Below are 15,218 nucleotides of genomic sequence, written 5' to 3'. Positions count from 1 at the left end.
TCGGCGAGTCTACGGGGACCGACCTAGCCGAGTTCGATCGCGGACAGCGCATCCGACCGCAGGGTGGGCGATGCGCCGTCGAGCCACCGCACTCGTTCGTCGCGGCGGAACCACGACCGCTGGCGGCGCACATAGCGCCTGGTGCCGATGAACGTCCGCTCACGTGCATGGTCGACGTCGTATTCCCCGGCCAGCACATCGAGCGCCTGGGCGTAGCCGATCGCCCGTGACGCCGTCACCCCGTCGCGCAGGCCGAGCTCCAGCAACCCTTCGACCTCGTCGAGCAACCCGGAATCGAACATGCGCCGAGTACGCAGATCGATCCTCTCGTCCAACTCTGCGGTGTCGCGGTCGACGCCGAGCACCACCGTGCCCCAGCGCGGTTCACCGATGACGGGGGCCGAGGCCGCGAAAGGCCGACCGGTCAATTCGACCACTTCCAAGGCCCGCACCATCCGCCGTCCGTCCGTGGGCAGGATCGACGCGGCAGCGTCCGGATCGACCTCCGTCAGAGCGCGGTGGATCGCGTCGACTCCGTCGCGTTCGAGCACCGCCTCCCACTTGGCCCGGACGACCGGGTCCGTGGCGGGAAAGGCCCATTCGTCGAGCAGTGATTGGACGTACATCATCGAACCGCCCACGATGATCGGCCGACGGCCACGGGATCGAATGTTCTCGACGTCGGCGACGGCAGCCGATTGGTAACGCGCCACCGTCGCGATATCGGTGACCTCGAGCACATCGAGCTGATGGTGCACGATGCCGCGGCGCTCCGGCACGGTCACTTTCGCGGTACCGATGTCCATCCCCCGGTATTGCTGCATCGCGTCGATGTTGACGATCTCCCCGCCCAGCTCCTCGGCCAGGTCCAGCGCCAGGTCCGATTTGCCCGCAGCGGTCGGTCCGATCACTGCCACCGGTGTCGTGGCCGAATCCTCGGCGGTCGCCCCGGTTTCGTCAGCCACGGGACCAGACTCCGACGAAGTATCCGACACCGAACGGTGCGCCCCGATACAGCTCGGTCGTCGAGACGGCGTCGGTTCCCACGAGTGCGGCGAGCATCTGCACGGCCGGTCGGCCCCGCACGCCGATCGCTGCGCAGAGGCCCTCGTCGAGCTCCGCGAGGGCGTCGACGTCGGCGGTGGCAAGAGCATCGTCGATGCGACGCTGCACGTCCGCGGCGCGCGAATCGAACGCCCCCGGTGCCTTCGGGGTGAGGGTGTTCGCGCCGTCTGCCAGCACCAACACTCCCCACCTGTCGTCCAACGCGTCGAGTTCGCGGCGCAGTTGCATCCCAGCGTGCGAGCACCATCGTGCGCTCGCGTCCGCGGGTACCGTGCGGACCTCGATTGCCCTGTCGGCCGCCGCCGCACCGCGCAGCCAGCCGGCGAGGAGAACCGCCGGCGGCAACTCGGGGTCCGGCCCGGACCGTGCCGGCGAACCTGACAGCCGCACCTCCACATCGACGCCGTACCCACGCATGGTGCCTACCGTCGTCTCGTCGTAACGCCCCTCGCCGTCGTCGACGCCGACCGCCAGCCACCGGTCGGCCACCGAGGACAGCTGCTCGACGGCAGACACAGCAGCGGCCCGAAGCTCGGTTGCCTCGGCGGCTGCCCGGCCCATCAGTTCGGGGACCAGTAACGGCGGAGAGGGCACCAGGGCCGCGGCACAGAACACACGTATCACGCTAGTCGGTGACGCGACTTGGCCGGACGAGTCCACCTCGAACCGTCTGAGCTGTTTCAATGGTCCGATCGGTCGTCACCGAGTTCAATGGTGTCCAGATCGCGATCGTAGGCAGCCGTGACGCGCGGCAGAGATGAGGAACAATGACCGACCCGAACGCCGGTACCCCCACCACCCCCGACGCCCCGTCGTCGGTTGCACCCGCCGATCACTCCGGCGGTGACGCGACCGGTACACCTCCGACCGGAGGACCCAAGCCAGGTGGCGGCCCCAAGCCCGGCAGCGGACCGAAGCCCGGCGGACCGAGTTCTGCTTCTCCTCGTCCCGGCGCACCCCGCCCCGGTGGCTCCTCGGCAGCCAAGCCACACCCGACGGCCGCGCATGTGCCCACCGTGGTCGCGCCGGCGAGCGATCCGAGCAAGTACGGCCGGGTCGACGACGACGGCACCGCGTGGGTGAGCACCTCGGACGGCGAGCGTCAGGTCGGCTCCTGGCAAGCGGGCGACGCAGCGGAAGGCCTCGCGCATTTCGGGCGGCGCTACGACGATCTGGCCACCGAGGTCGGACTGCTCGAAGCCCGACTGACGTCGGGTACCGGTGATGCCAAGAAAACCAAGGCTGCGGCCTCGGCGCTGCTGGAGAGCCTTCCGACGGCTGCGGTGATCGGCGACCTCGATCTGCTGGCTCGCCGACTCCACGCCGTCGTCGAGCACTCCGACGCAGCAGCGGCGGTCGCCAAGCAGGAGAAGGAGCTCGAACGCGCCGAGCACACTGCCCGTAAGGAAGCCCTCGCCGCCGAGGCCGAGCAGATCGGCAGTGAATCGACGCAGTGGAAGCATGCCGGGGATCGGCTGCGCGAAATTCTGGACGAATGGAAGACGATCCGCGGGGTGGATCGAAAGATCGACGATGCGCTGTGGAAGCGGTACTCGAAGGCCAGGGAGAACTTCAACCGGCGTCGTGGTGCGCATTTCGCCGATCTCGATCGGGAGCGAGGAGCAGCCAAGACCCGCAAGGAAGAGCTGGTCGAGCGCGCAAAAGCGTTGTCCTCGTCCACCGATTGGGGTCCCACTGCAGCCGCATTCCGAGACCTGTTGGTGGAGTGGAAAGCGTCGGGCCGAGCTCCGCGGGACGCCGACGACGCATTGTGGAAGAACTTCAAGGCCGCCCAGGACGTGTTCTTCGCGGCACGCAACGCCGCGGCGTCGGAGCGCGACGCGGAATTCGAGGCCAACGCCGAGGCCAAGGAAGCGTTGTTGGCGAAGACACATATCGATCCGAGCAAGGACCTCGACGCTGCTCGTGCGGCGCTGCGTGATCTGCAGGACAAGTGGGACGCCATCGGCAAGGTTCCGCGCGAGAAGATGCAGGAACTCGAAGGCAAGCTCCGCGCGATCGAGAAGACCGTCCACGACGCCGTGGAGTCTCAGTGGCGTCGGTCCGACCCCGAGGCGGTTGCCCGCGCGGCTCAGTTCCGTGAGCGAGTGGCCCAGTTCGAGGATCAAGCGGCCAAGGCGACGGCGGCAGGCAACACCAAGGACGCCGAACGGGCGCGTGCGCAGGCCCAGCAGTGGCGTGAATGGGCCGATGCCGCGGAAAGTGCCGTCGACGAGTTGTGACCTGCAGTGCGGGCGGCCACACGAACTCAGGGGTTCGAGTGGCCGTCCCACAGGCGTAGCTTTTGCTCGCCCGACGCTGCCGCGATACGGCGCTGTTCCTGAGCGGCGAGCTGAGAGTTGGTCTTGTTCCATACGGCTTTGAGCCAATGGAACGTCAGCACCATCACCGCGATCCACGCAATGACGAGACCGATGCCCGGTCCGCCGCCCTGCAGGTTGTCCGGCACGGTCTGCCGCGTCCAGATCGAGAGCATCCCGTACACAGACGACACCGCACACCCGGCGAGGGCGGCCCAGGCCAGCGCCCAGACGCGGGTGACCAGCGCCAGCACCGACATCACCACACCGAACGTCAGCACCAGCACGACGAAAACGCGCGACGGCAGGGCAATCGATTCCGCGGCTGCTGCGTCGCTGCCCGTCAGCACGTCGAAGCCGGTGGCCGATCCGGTGTGCGGCAACGCGAACGTGACCAACAGGACCAGCACCAGCCCGGCCACGACCATGGCACGCGCTCCCGGATCCAGCTCGGTCATCACCGCCCGCTCGGTTCGTCCGAGTTCCTCGGCGGTTCGCGAAGGTACGACGCGATCGGGTCCATCTGTGTCTGTCATACGGTGCATCCTGTCTGAACCGGAAGCGGTGCCGGGGCACCGATCGAGGGAAGTCCGAGACCGACCCCGATCGGGGCCGTCTTCGGCATGATGCCGCGTTCGTGGGCGTCGCCTGCCGCGGTCCGTCGGTGCGTCAGCACTCCGGCGTCGGCGATCAGGTGGTACGGGGCCGCGGCGGTCAGGGTCGTCGTGACGACGTCGCCCGGGCGAATGTCGCCCGCCCGCTCGGCGTCGACGGCGAAGTGCACCAGTCGGCCGTCCCTGGCGCGTCCGCTCATCCGATGAGTTGCGTTGTTCTTGCGCCCCTCACCGGTGGCGACGAGCAATTCGACCTCGGTGCCGATCAGGGCCTGATTCGCGGCCAGGACGATCTCTTCCTGCAACGCGATCAACCGCAGATACCGTTCCTGTACAACCTCTTTCGGTACCTGATCGGGCATGTCGGCCGCCGGGGTGCCCGGGCGCTTGGAGTACTGGAAGGTGTACGCGTTGGCGAACTTCGCACGCCGCACCACCTCGAGGGTCTGCTCGAAATCTTCTTCGGTCTCGCCGGGGAAACCGACGATGATGTCGGTGGTGATGGCCGCGTGCGGCATGGCCGCGCGAACCTTGTCGATGATGCCCATGAACTTCGTCTGTCGATAGGACCTGCGCATCGCCTTGAGGATTCGGTCCGAGCCGGACTGCAGCGGCATGTGCAGCGTGGGACAGATGTTCGGGGTCGATGCCATCGCCTCGATGACGTCGTCGGTGAACTCGGCCGGATGCGGAGACGTGAACCGCACTCGCTCGAGTCCTTCGATGGATCCGCACGCGGTCAGCAGCGCGGCGAACGCCCCGCGGTCGCGAGGCAGATCGGGGTCGGCGAACGAGGCACCGTAGGCGTTGACGTTCTGCCCCAGCAGCGTCACCTCGAGCACGCCCTGGTCCACCAAAGCCTGTACCTCGGCAAGGATGTCGCCCGGCCTGCGGTCGATCTCCTTGCCGCGCAGCGCCGGAACGATGCAGAACGTGCAGGTGTTGTTGCAGCCCACCGAAATCGATACCCAGCCGGCGTACGCGGACTCCCGCTTGGCCGGCAGGGTGGACGGGAAGGCGTCGAGAGACTCGAGTATCTCGACCTGAGCCTGCTCGTTGTGCCGGGCGCGCTCGAGCAGTACCGGCAGCGACCCGATGTTGTGCGTACCGAAGACCACGTCCACCCACGGAGCCTTGTCCACGACGGTGTTGCGGTCCTTCTGAGCCAGGCAACCGCCGACGGCAATCTGCATGTTGGGGTTCCGCGTCTTCGCGGGCCGGAGCATGCCGAGGTTTCCGTACAGCTTGTTGTCCGCGTTCTCGCGTACAGCGCACGTGTTGAACACGACGAGATCTGCGTCGGTACCGGCGTCGGCGGGCACGTAACCGGCCTCTTCGAGCAGCCCGGACAGGCGTTCGGAATCATGAACGTTCATCTGGCAGCCGTGTGTGCGCACCTCGTAGCTGCGGGCGCCTGCCGCCGATGGGGCACTGGCCGTCTCGGGGTCGACGCTCCCGCGATCGGTCACGTCCACGGTCGAAAAAACACTCGTTTGCACCTCTTCAGGGTACGTCCATCGCACGGGCGGACACGCCGGGGTCACGGGGCCCTCCGCGGACTGTGCAGGCGCTATGCGTGCCGACAGTAAAGTTTCCATTACATAATCGAAGACTGCGGGCGAAAACGCCGGTCGGCGAGGAAACTACGCATAGGGTTTCCACCTATGACGCACGCCACCGACGCCCCGGCAGCGACACCACCGCCGGGCGCCCCTTCGATGATCTCGCTCAAATCCGTCGACAAGCACTTCGGTGATCTGCACGTACTCAAGGACATCAATCTCGAAGTGCCGGCCGGCCAGGTCGTCATCGTCGTGGGTCCGTCCGGATCCGGCAAGTCGACGCTGTGCCGGACGATCAACCGGTTGGAGCCGATCGATTCCGGTGCCATCGAGGTCGACGGGGATCTACTCCCCGCCGAGGGCAAGGCCCTCGCTGCACTGCGTGCGGATGTCGGCATGGTGTTCCAGTCGTTCAACCTCTTCGCACACAAGACCATTCTGCAGAACGTCATGCTGGCACCGATGAAGGTGAGAAAGCTCAAGAAGGACGAGGCCGAGAAGAGCGCACTGGCTCTGCTCGAACGCGTCGGCATCGCCAACCAGGCAGACAAGTACCCGGCTCAGCTGTCGGGTGGTCAGCAACAGCGCGTGGCCATCGCCCGCTCACTCGCCATGAACCCCAAAGTGATGCTCTTCGACGAGCCCACCTCGGCCCTGGATCCGGAGATGGTCAACGAGGTACTCGACGTCATGACCTCGCTGGCCAAGGAGGGCATGACAATGCTCGTCGTCACCCACGAGATGGGCTTCGCCCGCAAGGCAGGCGACCGAGTCATCTTCATGGCCGACGGTGCCGTCGTCGAGGACACCGATCCCGAAACCTTCTTCAAGTCCCCGAAGTCCGAACGCGCCAAGGACTTCCTCGGCAAGATCCTCGGTCACTGATCAGATTCACCGCTCGTCCCCGTACGTACGACCTATCCGAAGGACATTCACTGTGAGAATCACCCGACCGCTTCGCCTCGGTGTCGCCATCGCCGCTCTGTCCATCGTCGCCACCGCCTGTGGCGGCGGCGAAGAAGCGCGCACCATCTCGAGCAGCGCCGAGAACGGCAGCCTCATCGTCGGCATCAAGTTCGATCAGCCGGGCCTCGGCCTCCGCAATCCGGACGGCTCGTTCAGCGGCTTCGACGTCGAGGTGGCCAAGTACGTCGCAGGCAAGCTCGGTGTCGACGAGGCGAACATCGAATTCAAGGAATCCCCGTCCGCGCAGCGCGAGACGCTGATCCAGAACGGTGAGGTCGACTACATCGTCGCCACCTACTCCATCACCGACACCCGCAAGGAGAAGGTCGGCTTCGCCGGACCGTACTTCGTGGCAGGTCAGTCGCTCCTGGTGAAGCAGGACAACACCGACATCACCGGTCCCGATTCACTCGAGGGCAAGAAGCTGTGCTCGGTCACCGGTTCCACCCCGGCACAGAACATCGCCGACGAGTACCCGGGAGTCCAGCTTCAGCCGTTCGACACCTACTCCGCCTGCGTCGAAGCACTGCGCAACGGCACCGTGGACGCCGTCACCACCGACGACATCATCCTTGCCGGTTACGCCGCTCAGTCCCCCGGTCAGTTCAAGGTGGTCGGTGAGCCCTTCACCACGGAGAACTACGGCATCGGCCTGAACAAGGACGACACCGACGGACGCAACAAGATCAACGACGCCATCGAAGAGATGGTGACCAGCGGTGCCTGGGAGCAGGCGTTCAACGACACCGTCGGCGCGTCGGGCTACCCGCTGCCGAGCCCGCCCACCGTCGACCGCTACTGATCGACTGCTACTGATCGACCACGCCGTCGTGTCCCGCTCGTCGCGGGCGGGACACGACGGCTCGATCTCGCCGAGCCGTGAGGATCAACAAGCACCGTGAACCTATTGAGCAAGTACGGCGATCAACTGATCGACGCGTTCCTCTCGACCATCTACCTGACGTTGGCTTCCCTCGTCGGTGCGTTGGTCATCGGAACGATCATCGCCGCGATGCGCGTGTCACCCATCCCGATTGCGCGCGGAATTGCGGCGACGTACGTCACCATCTTTCGTAACACCCCCTTGACCCTGATCATTCTGTTCACCTCGTTCGGGCTGTATCAGACAATGGGCGTTTCTCTGGCGTCGGAGTCCTCACCGACCTCACTCGACGACAACAACTTTCGATTGGCAATCCTCGGGCTGAGCATCTACACCGCGTCGTTCGTGGCCGAGTCACTGCGATCGGGCATCAACACCGTCCCGGTCGGGCAGGCCGAAGCTGGCCGCTCGTTGGGAATGACGTTCACCCAGAACATCTCGATCGTCGTTCTTCCTCAGGCGTTCCGCGCGGTGGTCGGCCCGCTGGGAAGCGTCGTGATCGCATTGACGAAGAACACGACCATCGCATCGGTCATCGGCGTCGCCGAGGCGTCGTTCCTGATGAAGAACATGATCGAGAACGAGGCCGCGATCTTCGTCGTCGGCGGAATCTTCGCGCTCGGCTTCATGATCTTGACGCTCCCGACCGGGTTGCTGTTCGGCTACATCAGCAAGCGATTGGCGGTGTCATGATGAGTGATGCAGTAGCAGTTCTGTACGACGTTCCCGGACCGAAAGCGGTACTGCGATACCGCATTCTGACTGTCGTCGTCGCGGTGATCTCGCTCGGAATCGCATTTTTGATCTACCGTGCCCTCGACTCGAAGGGGCAGCTCACCGCCGAGAAGTGGGATCCGTTCCTCGAATCGACAACGTGGACGACGTATCTGCTGCCCGGTATTCAGGGAACTCTGGTCGCGGCGGCATTGTCGATCGTGTTCGCACTGGTTCTCGGTGCCGTCCTCGGCATCGGCCGCCTCTCGGATCACCGCGCTGTACGGATCGTCAGCGGTGCGATCGTCGAATTGTTCCGTGCGGTCCCCGTGCTGATCCTGATGATCTTCCTGTACGCGGTGTACGCCGATTACGAGGTCTTCAAGGTCAAGTACCTGGCCTTGGCCGCGGTGGTCACCGGCCTGACTCTGTACAACGGATCGGTGATCGCCGAGATCGTACGTGCCGGAGTCAATTCACTGCCGAAGGGTCAGCGCGAAGCAGCCTCGGCACTGGGTATGCGCAAGAGCCAGGTCATGACCCTGGTACTGCTCCCCCAGGCCGTGACCGCGATGCTGCCCGCCATCATCTCGCAGATGGTGGTGGCACTGAAGGACTCGGCGTTGGGATACATCATCGGGTACGTCGAAGTCGTCCGTTCCGGTCAGCAGGTGGGCGCATTCTACAGCAACTACCTCCCGTCGCTGATCATCGTCGCCGTCATCATGATCATCATCAACTCGGCGTTGACGAAACTGGCGACCGTGGTCGAGCGGCGTCTGCGATCGCGAAAGCGTAAGGGCGGCACCGCCGCTGTCGTGCCTGCGCTCGACGGCGGTCAAGCGGCCTGAGCTCCGCACCGTTCGGCTGCACAGCAGTATGGCCCGCAACACCGATGGTGTTGCGGGCCATACTGTTTCTCGACTTCCTGGACTCGATGTGGACGATCACATCGAGTCTGGGCCGTCGAAGTCTTCGGTGTCTGCTCCCACGCGATCGAGTTGTTCCTTGACCACGGCGAATGCCATTCCCTGCGAGTAGCCGCGGCGGGCCAGCATCCCGACCAACTTGCGCACCACTTTGTCGCGTTCGACTCGTGCGTCGGGCCCGTTCGGATCCGGCAGATGCAGCGTTCGGAATCGTTTGCGCACCAACTCCGCAGCACGCTGACGCTCGTCTTCGGCATCGATCAGATCCAGGGCGTTCACGGCCAACTCGTTGCTGACGCCTTTGTTCCGCAGCTCCATGCTCAGAGCGCGTTTGCCCTTGCCGGAGTACTTGTGCCGAGATTGAACCCACTGCTCCGCAAACGACTCGTCGTCGACGAGTTTCGCCTTCTCGAGTCGGTCGAGCACTGCGGTGGAGACCTCGTCGGTGAAACCCTTCTTGGCCAAGCTGGCTTCGAGTTCGTGTCTGCTGCGGGCCCGGTCGGTCAGCAGCCGAAGGCAGACGTCTTTCGCCTGCGCTTCGGTGCCGCCGCCGTTGTCTCGCTGCTGCACAGCGAACCCAGGTTAGAAGTCGACCGGAGCAGCTGCGGGCTCCTCTGCGGTGACGTCCGCACCGATCTGCAGCTTCTCCATGATCTTCTTCTCGATTTCGTCACGCACATCGGGATTCTCGAGCATGAACTTACGGGCGTTCTCCTTGCCCTGTCCGAGCTGATCGCCTTCGTAGGTGAACCACGAGCCCGACTTGCGGATGAACCCGTGCTCGACACCCATGTCGATCAACGAGCCTTCACGGCTGATGCCCTTGCCGTAGATGATGTCGAATTCGGCCTGCTTGAAAGGCGGCGCGACCTTGTTCTTGACGACCTTGACACGGGTGCGGTTACCGATGGCCTCGGTTCCGTCCTTCAGCGTCTCGATCCGACGGATGTCCAGACGTACCGAGGCATAGAACTTCAATGCCTTACCACCGGTGGTGGTTTCGGGGGAACCGAACATGACGCCGATCTTTTCGCGCAACTGGTTGATGAAGATCACGGTGGTACCGGAGTTGCTCATGGCACCGGTGATCTTGCGCAGCGCCTGGCTCATCAGACGGGCCTGCAGACCCACGTGACTGTCACCCATCTCGCCTTCGATCTCGGCGCGCGGTACCAGTGCGGCCACCGAGTCGACGACGAGGATGTCGAGGGCACCGGAGCGAATCAACATGTCGGCGATTTCCAGGGCCTGCTCACCGGTGTCGGGCTGCGAGACCAACAGTGCGTCGGTGTCGACACCGAGCTTCTTCGCGTAGTCGGGATCGAGCGCGTGCTCGGCATCGATGAACGCGGCGATTCCGCCGGCACGCTGAGCGCTGGCCACCGCGTGCAATGCGACGGTGGTCTTACCCGAGGACTCAGGACCGTAGACCTCGATGACTCGGCCGCGGGGCAGACCTCCGATGCCGAGTGCCACGTCGAGCGCGATCGATCCCGTGGGGATGACGGCGATGGGCTGACGGACCTCGTCGCCGAGGCGCATCACCGAGCCCTTACCGAAATTCTTGTCGATCTGCGCGAGTGCGAGATCAAGCGCTTTGTCGCGGTCGTATGCAGCCATCGTGAGCTCCCTGTGTCGTTTCGTTCAGCTGTGTCTGTCGATCAGCTTGTTGGCGGTAACGCTAGAACGGGGTACCGACAAGAAGTTCTTCGAGACCGGCCAGCAACCGTTGACATCAGCATAGGCGAACACGTGTTCGAGTCAACTACCACGGCTTTCGACACGCCGAGCGACTCGAGCCGATGCGGTGGAGCTACCAACGTTCCTTGGGCACATCGAACTCGTAACAGATCGACCGCCATACTTCCCGCGGGTCGACACCGTCTTCGATGGCCTGCGCGCCCGTCCGTCCGATACCGGACAGCACATGATCGGCGAGCAGGGAATTGCCTCGAACGGAGCCGAACTCCTCGGTGAGCAGTTCACGAAATTCGGTCAGACGCACATCGATCAGCCTAACGCCCGCCCTCGGCGTCGCTACCGGCGAGCACCTCGCGGCAGACCGAGACAGGATCCTCGACGTGATGCGCGCCTGCAGCCGCCGAGGTCGCTGCCGCCGCATGACGAGGGTCGGACAGCACGGCGGACACGGCGTCGGCAATTGCACCCGCGGTGGCGGGGCGCACCAGTACGGCACTCCCCTGCCGAACGGCCCGGTTCGCCAGCTCCCACTGATCGCCGCCGCCCGGCACGGTGACCACTGGAACTCCGTGGATGAGCGCCTTGGCCAACATGCCGTGACCACCTCCGCACACCACGACATCGGCGCGGCGCAGCAATTCGTCCTGGCGACCGAGTCCGGCATTCGCCCATTCCGGCACGTCGTCGGGGCCCCCGTCGAGCACCGAGGCCACTACCCGGACGCCTGTGCCGTCCAATCCCTTCAGAGCCATCTCCAACATTCCCTCGGCCCCGGTGAACGCCGTCGACGGGGCCACCATCACCAGCGGCGTATCGCCGGCGGGGACGTCGAGCAATTCGTCGGTGGGCTCCCACAGCAGTGGCCCTACCACATGGGCATCCCTCGGCCAGTCGGGCCGCGGCACTTCGAGTGCGGGAATGGTGGCGATGAGCCGAGCAGCCGGCCCGGGATCGCGTGCGGGGAGTCCGATGCTCACTCGGGCGTCGGCGCGCTGTTGCTGCCCGCGGGCGATAGAGCGCGCCGTCAACGCGCGCATCACCGTATCGCGAAGACGACCCCGAACACCGCGTCCGGGCGCGAGCCCACTTCCGATGGGCGGCAACCCCTTCGATGGCGAATACAGCGGGTGGGGCGAGAGCTCGACCCAGGGAATTCCCAATCGCTCGGCAGCCATTCCGCCTCCGGCCGTGAGAATATCGGAGACCACCAGATCGACGTTCTCGCGATCGAGGTCCGGCAACAGTTCTGTCGCGACAAAGGCTGCGCGCGAATGAATGCGCTGCCCGGCATCGAGATCGTCGTCCTCCGGTCGCGGTAGCAGGCCACCCAGTGGGAGCGTGCGAAGACCGGCCGCTCTGGCGTCGCCGACCCACCGGCTTCCGGTGAACAGGACCGGATCGTCACCCGCCCGCTCGAACAACAGCGACAAGGCGATAGCGGGAAACGCATGTCCTGGGTCCGGGCCGGCCACCACTGCTACTCGCACGCGCTCAGCGTGCCACATCGCCGCGCTGGACGATCACCGATGGTGCCGGGCAGCGGCACCGACGGTCAGGCTTTGTCGGGACGAAGGTAGGCGTCGACGGCGTCCGCCATCTGGCGTACCACCTCGCCACCCGGAACCCGTTCGGACACCATCTCGGCGGACTGGACGGCGGACTGGACCATGAGCAGGACGAGCGTCGCCAGGGTATTCGGATCCCCGTCGCGGATCGACGAATCACGTTGTCCCGCTTCGACAAGACGCGCCACCGCATCGATGATCAACGATTGGCTGGTACCGAGGCGGTGCAGAATGTAGGTCGCGAGCACGTCCGAGTCCGACCGCAGAATCTTGACGAACAGCGGATGCTGCCTTATTCGATCTCCCGCCTGAACCACAGCAACGACGATCTGCTCGCGTCCGGACGCGGTGGCGTCGAAGTCGGGAATCAGGGCAGCGATCTCACGGGTGAGCAGGCTCGACACCACTGCTCGGGTATCGGCCCACCGCCGATACACCGTGGGCCTGCTGACTTTGGCGCGTCGTGCGATCTCGGCGAGGGTCGTGCGCTTGACTCCTCGTTCGAGGATGCACGAGCGTGCGGCGTCGAGAACGGTGTCCTCCACCGACTTCTCGGGTGCTGCCTCCAGGGAGGACTCGACCGAGGCGGGAGTCGACACCTGCTGCTCGATCACAGATCACCCTTCGCACAACGGTCGGAAGTAGGTACTTCACTCGGAAACATTTCGTGTCGTTACTATACCTCACAGTAACAGCGACACCGTGTTGCACAGTGACCGTCGGCCCGTCCGTCCGTATTCTTCGGTGCCATTGTCGGGTGCCGATCACGCCGCCGACCTGCGCAGGAAACCTCGACCCTGGCAAGCTGATCGAGTGACCGACGAATTCGAGCTTGCATGACGCGATCGGTGACCGTTCTGACCAATCCCACGGCCGGCGGTGGTCGAGCAGTCCACGCAGCACGGCGCGCCGTGACGCGTCTGCGCGAGCGTGAACTCGACGTCTCGACCGTCGAGGGCCGAACGGCGGGTGATGCGCTGGAGTTGTTGAAGCGAGCCGTCGGGTGCGGGACGGATGCCGTCGTTGCCGTGGGCGGCGACGGGGTCGTCAATCTCGCGTTACAGGTGATCGCGGGAACCGACACTCCGCTCGGACTGATTCCTGCGGGCACAGGCAACGATTTGGCCCGGACGCTCGGGGTCCCCCTCGACGATCCCACCCGCGCAGCGGATCTCGTGGTCGACGGAGTCGTGACGTCGATAGATCTCGGTAGGGTCGGGACGCGCTGGTTCGGTACGGTCCTGTCGAGCGGCTTCGATTCACTGGTCACCGAGCGCGCCGGCCGCCTGCAGTGGCTTGCCGGCCCGCTGCGGTACAACGCGGCCATGATATTGCAGTTGGCTGCTCTCCGAACACTTTCGTACACAATAGAATTGGATGACGCCGAGCTGCACCTGGATGCCGTTCTCGTCGCCGTCGGAAATGGCAGCAGCTACGGCGGCGGCATGGCCATCTGCCCGACCGCACGAGTGGACGACGGGCTGTTCGCCATCACTGTCGTCCGGGATGTGAGTCGAACGCGACTGCTTGCGCTGTCGCCGACGTTGTATCGGGGTGCCCACGTCGACCTTCCGGAGGTCGAGGTCTACAGCGCCCGGAACGTGACCGTGCGCTGCGACGACATGGTGGCGTACGCAGACGGCGAACGCATCGCAGAATTACCCGTCACAATCGAATGCGTGCCGCGTGCGTTGCGAGTGTTCGTCGGAGCGGATTCCCCACTGCGCACGTAACGCGGTCGGCAGTCAGTATTTCAGCGACGAACGGTCGTGACCGGAGGAGATGGCCTTGTACAGCCACACCAGCCCGAAGACGATGGCCCCGGCCACGACCAACCAGAACAAGCCCTTGATGATGCTGCCCAGCAAGGCAAGTGCGATCCAGACGAGAACGATGAATCCGAGAATCTTCCAGAACATGAACGGCTCCTACCGTGTGACGCGCACCGGGTCGTATCGCGTTATGTCGATACTGGCAGCCGATCACGGCGAACACATCGGGGTGAACCCTGATCTTCTCACCGGTGTCGTGACCGGATTTCGTCGAGTTCGGTGAGCGCGTCGGCCCACCCTTGCAGTCGATCGGTGGCGGACAACAATTCTCGGCGATGAGATTCCACCACGTTCTTCGACGTGGACCCGGCCGGTCCGGTCATCCGGGCTGCAGCGGCGACGAGATCCTCGTACTGGTCCACTCCGGCAGCGAGATCGCTTGCTGCAGCCTCGATTCCGGGCCGTAGATGCGTGCGTGTCGATGCGCTTGCCGCTCCCGCACGTTCGAGGGCCGCAATATCGACGGCAACACCTTCCAAGCCCCTCACCGCATCCGAGGCAACGCCGATCATCTCTTCGACGTCCTCGGGGGCGATGGTGCCCGATCGCGCCAGAATTCCGAGCAGCTCGAACAGACTCTGCTCTGCGCCCGCCAATCGTGACATCGGCTCGAAGGCGGCAGATCCACGCTGCGGTAACGAACGCCTGCCGGGCAGTCCCACCGGAACCGGTTGACCTCGCAGTCGCCGCAAACGACCGAAGGCGTACACAGCAGGAACGGCCAAGAGCGCGGCAGAACCACCACCGACGAACAGAGTCCATTCCGGAGCCGACAAGGCTGCGATCCCCGCAGTACTCACCGCAGTGGTCGTCGACGCGGCCCCGAACCTGATACTTCGCCGGCGAGCCCGTCGAATCTTCTTCAGGTGCTTGGCACGTGGGTCCTTACGACGGCCGGCGGCATCGAGCAGTGAGGTTCCTGCGGCCCGCGCTGTCTCGGCCAGAGACCGGACCACCGCTCCGGATTCGGCAACGGCGGCTGTCACCGTCTCCCTGTCCAGCGAAACGGCCGGCCGCTTACGCGACCGGCCGGGTTCGTGATTCTTGTTGCTCATGTGTCGGAACT

General features: G+C 64.8%; 17 protein-coding genes. 6 read left to right on the top strand and 11 right to left on the bottom strand.

Annotated elements, in window-relative coordinates:
- Positions 1-23: 23 nt before the first annotated feature.
- Positions 24-965 (bottom strand): tRNA (adenosine(37)-N6)-dimethylallyltransferase MiaA, encoded by a 942-nt coding sequence (miaA, locus tag CH278_RS17840; RefSeq protein ID WP_094622481.1) that lies wholly within the window; start codon positions 963-965, stop codon positions 24-26.
- Positions 958-1,680 (bottom strand): class III extradiol dioxygenase subunit B-like domain-containing protein, encoded by a 723-nt coding sequence (locus CH278_RS17835; RefSeq protein ID WP_256991868.1) that lies wholly within the window; start codon positions 1,678-1,680, stop codon positions 958-960. The genes miaA and CH278_RS17835 overlap by 8 nt, the downstream gene beginning before the upstream one ends.
- Before the next feature lie 152 nt (positions 1,681-1,832).
- Between CH278_RS17835 and CH278_RS17830 the strand changes: the two genes are divergently transcribed.
- Positions 1,833-3,308 (top strand): DUF349 domain-containing protein, encoded by a 1,476-nt coding sequence (locus CH278_RS17830; protein WP_094622479.1) that lies wholly within the window; start codon positions 1,833-1,835, stop codon positions 3,306-3,308.
- 26 nt (positions 3,309-3,334) lie between these two features.
- Here the strand turns inward: CH278_RS17830 and CH278_RS17825 are convergent, their stop codons facing one another.
- Positions 3,335-3,922: an Rv2732c family membrane protein gene (locus CH278_RS17825; protein WP_027496841.1), complete on the bottom strand. Its 588-nt coding sequence runs from the start codon at positions 3,920-3,922 to the stop codon at positions 3,335-3,337.
- Positions 3,919-5,469, bottom strand: a complete 1,551-nt coding sequence (miaB, locus tag CH278_RS17820; protein ID WP_080732084.1) for a tRNA (N6-isopentenyl adenosine(37)-C2)-methylthiotransferase MiaB — start codon at positions 5,467-5,469, stop codon at positions 3,919-3,921. The genes CH278_RS17825 and miaB overlap by 4 nt, the downstream gene beginning before the upstream one ends.
- Before the next feature lie 249 nt (positions 5,470-5,718).
- On the opposite strand from miaB, the gene CH278_RS17815 reads away from it, so the two are divergent.
- From CH278_RS17815 to CH278_RS17800, 4 genes are all read left to right on the top strand, one after another.
- Positions 5,719-6,447, top strand: a complete 729-nt coding sequence (locus tag CH278_RS17815; RefSeq protein WP_174557262.1) for an amino acid ABC transporter ATP-binding protein — start codon at positions 5,719-5,721, stop codon at positions 6,445-6,447.
- A 52-nt stretch (positions 6,448-6,499) separates the two neighbouring features.
- Complete coding sequence (locus CH278_RS17810) at positions 6,500-7,330, top strand: glutamate ABC transporter substrate-binding protein (protein WP_027496838.1); 831 nt, start codon at positions 6,500-6,502, stop codon at positions 7,328-7,330.
- A 96-nt stretch (positions 7,331-7,426) separates the two neighbouring features.
- The gene (locus CH278_RS17805) at positions 7,427-8,104 is read left to right on the top strand and encodes an amino acid ABC transporter permease (RefSeq protein ID WP_027496837.1); all 678 of its coding nucleotides are present in this window, start codon (positions 7,427-7,429) and stop codon (positions 8,102-8,104) included.
- Complete coding sequence (locus CH278_RS17800; RefSeq protein WP_032383564.1) at positions 8,104-8,976, top strand: amino acid ABC transporter permease; 873 nt, start codon at positions 8,104-8,106, stop codon at positions 8,974-8,976. Before CH278_RS17805 ends, CH278_RS17800 begins: the two co-directional genes overlap by 1 nt.
- A gap of 96 nt (positions 8,977-9,072) precedes the next feature.
- On the opposite strand, the gene CH278_RS17795 is transcribed toward CH278_RS17800, so the two are convergent.
- From CH278_RS17795 to CH278_RS17775, 5 genes are all read right to left on the bottom strand, one after another.
- Complete coding sequence (locus CH278_RS17795; RefSeq protein WP_032372568.1) at positions 9,073-9,624, bottom strand: regulatory protein RecX; 552 nt, start codon at positions 9,622-9,624, stop codon at positions 9,073-9,075.
- 12 nt (positions 9,625-9,636) lie between these two features.
- Positions 9,637-10,674 (bottom strand): recombinase RecA, encoded by a 1,038-nt coding sequence (gene recA / locus CH278_RS17790; protein WP_027496834.1) that lies wholly within the window; start codon positions 10,672-10,674, stop codon positions 9,637-9,639.
- A gap of 193 nt (positions 10,675-10,867) precedes the next feature.
- The gene (locus tag CH278_RS17785) at positions 10,868-11,059 is read right to left on the bottom strand and encodes a DUF3046 domain-containing protein (RefSeq protein WP_027496833.1); all 192 of its coding nucleotides are present in this window, start codon (positions 11,057-11,059) and stop codon (positions 10,868-10,870) included.
- A 10-nt stretch (positions 11,060-11,069) separates the two neighbouring features.
- Positions 11,070-12,242: a glycosyltransferase gene (locus CH278_RS17780; protein WP_094622529.1), complete on the bottom strand. Its 1,173-nt coding sequence runs from the start codon at positions 12,240-12,242 to the stop codon at positions 11,070-11,072.
- 65 nt (positions 12,243-12,307) lie between these two features.
- Complete coding sequence (locus CH278_RS17775) at positions 12,308-12,889, bottom strand: TetR/AcrR family transcriptional regulator (RefSeq protein WP_032372827.1); 582 nt, start codon at positions 12,887-12,889, stop codon at positions 12,308-12,310.
- A 267-nt stretch (positions 12,890-13,156) separates the two neighbouring features.
- On the opposite strand from CH278_RS17775, the gene CH278_RS17770 reads away from it, so the two are divergent.
- On the top strand, positions 13,157-14,053 hold the full coding sequence (locus tag CH278_RS17770) for a diacylglycerol kinase (protein ID WP_094622475.1): 897 nt from the start codon (positions 13,157-13,159) through the stop codon (positions 14,051-14,053).
- A 12-nt stretch (positions 14,054-14,065) separates the two neighbouring features.
- Here CH278_RS17770 and CH278_RS27645 read toward each other — a convergent pair whose 3' ends face one another.
- Together CH278_RS27645 and pspM are read right to left on the bottom strand one after the other, a co-directional pair.
- Complete coding sequence (locus tag CH278_RS27645) at positions 14,066-14,239, bottom strand: hypothetical protein (RefSeq protein ID WP_027496829.1); 174 nt, start codon at positions 14,237-14,239, stop codon at positions 14,066-14,068.
- Positions 14,240-14,337: 98 nt separating this feature from the next.
- The gene (gene pspM, locus CH278_RS17765) at positions 14,338-15,207 is read right to left on the bottom strand and encodes a phage shock envelope stress response protein PspM (RefSeq protein ID WP_230592957.1); all 870 of its coding nucleotides are present in this window, start codon (positions 15,205-15,207) and stop codon (positions 14,338-14,340) included.
- Positions 15,208-15,218 lie beyond the last annotated feature (11 nt).

The organism is Rhodococcus sp. 05-2254-5, assembly GCF_002258575.1.
In the GTDB taxonomy this organism is placed as follows: Bacteria; Actinomycetota; Actinomycetes; order Mycobacteriales; family Mycobacteriaceae; genus Rhodococcoides; species Rhodococcoides fascians.
The sequence above is the reverse complement of the archived record's forward strand: the minus strand, read 5'-3'. Positions and strand labels throughout refer to the sequence as shown.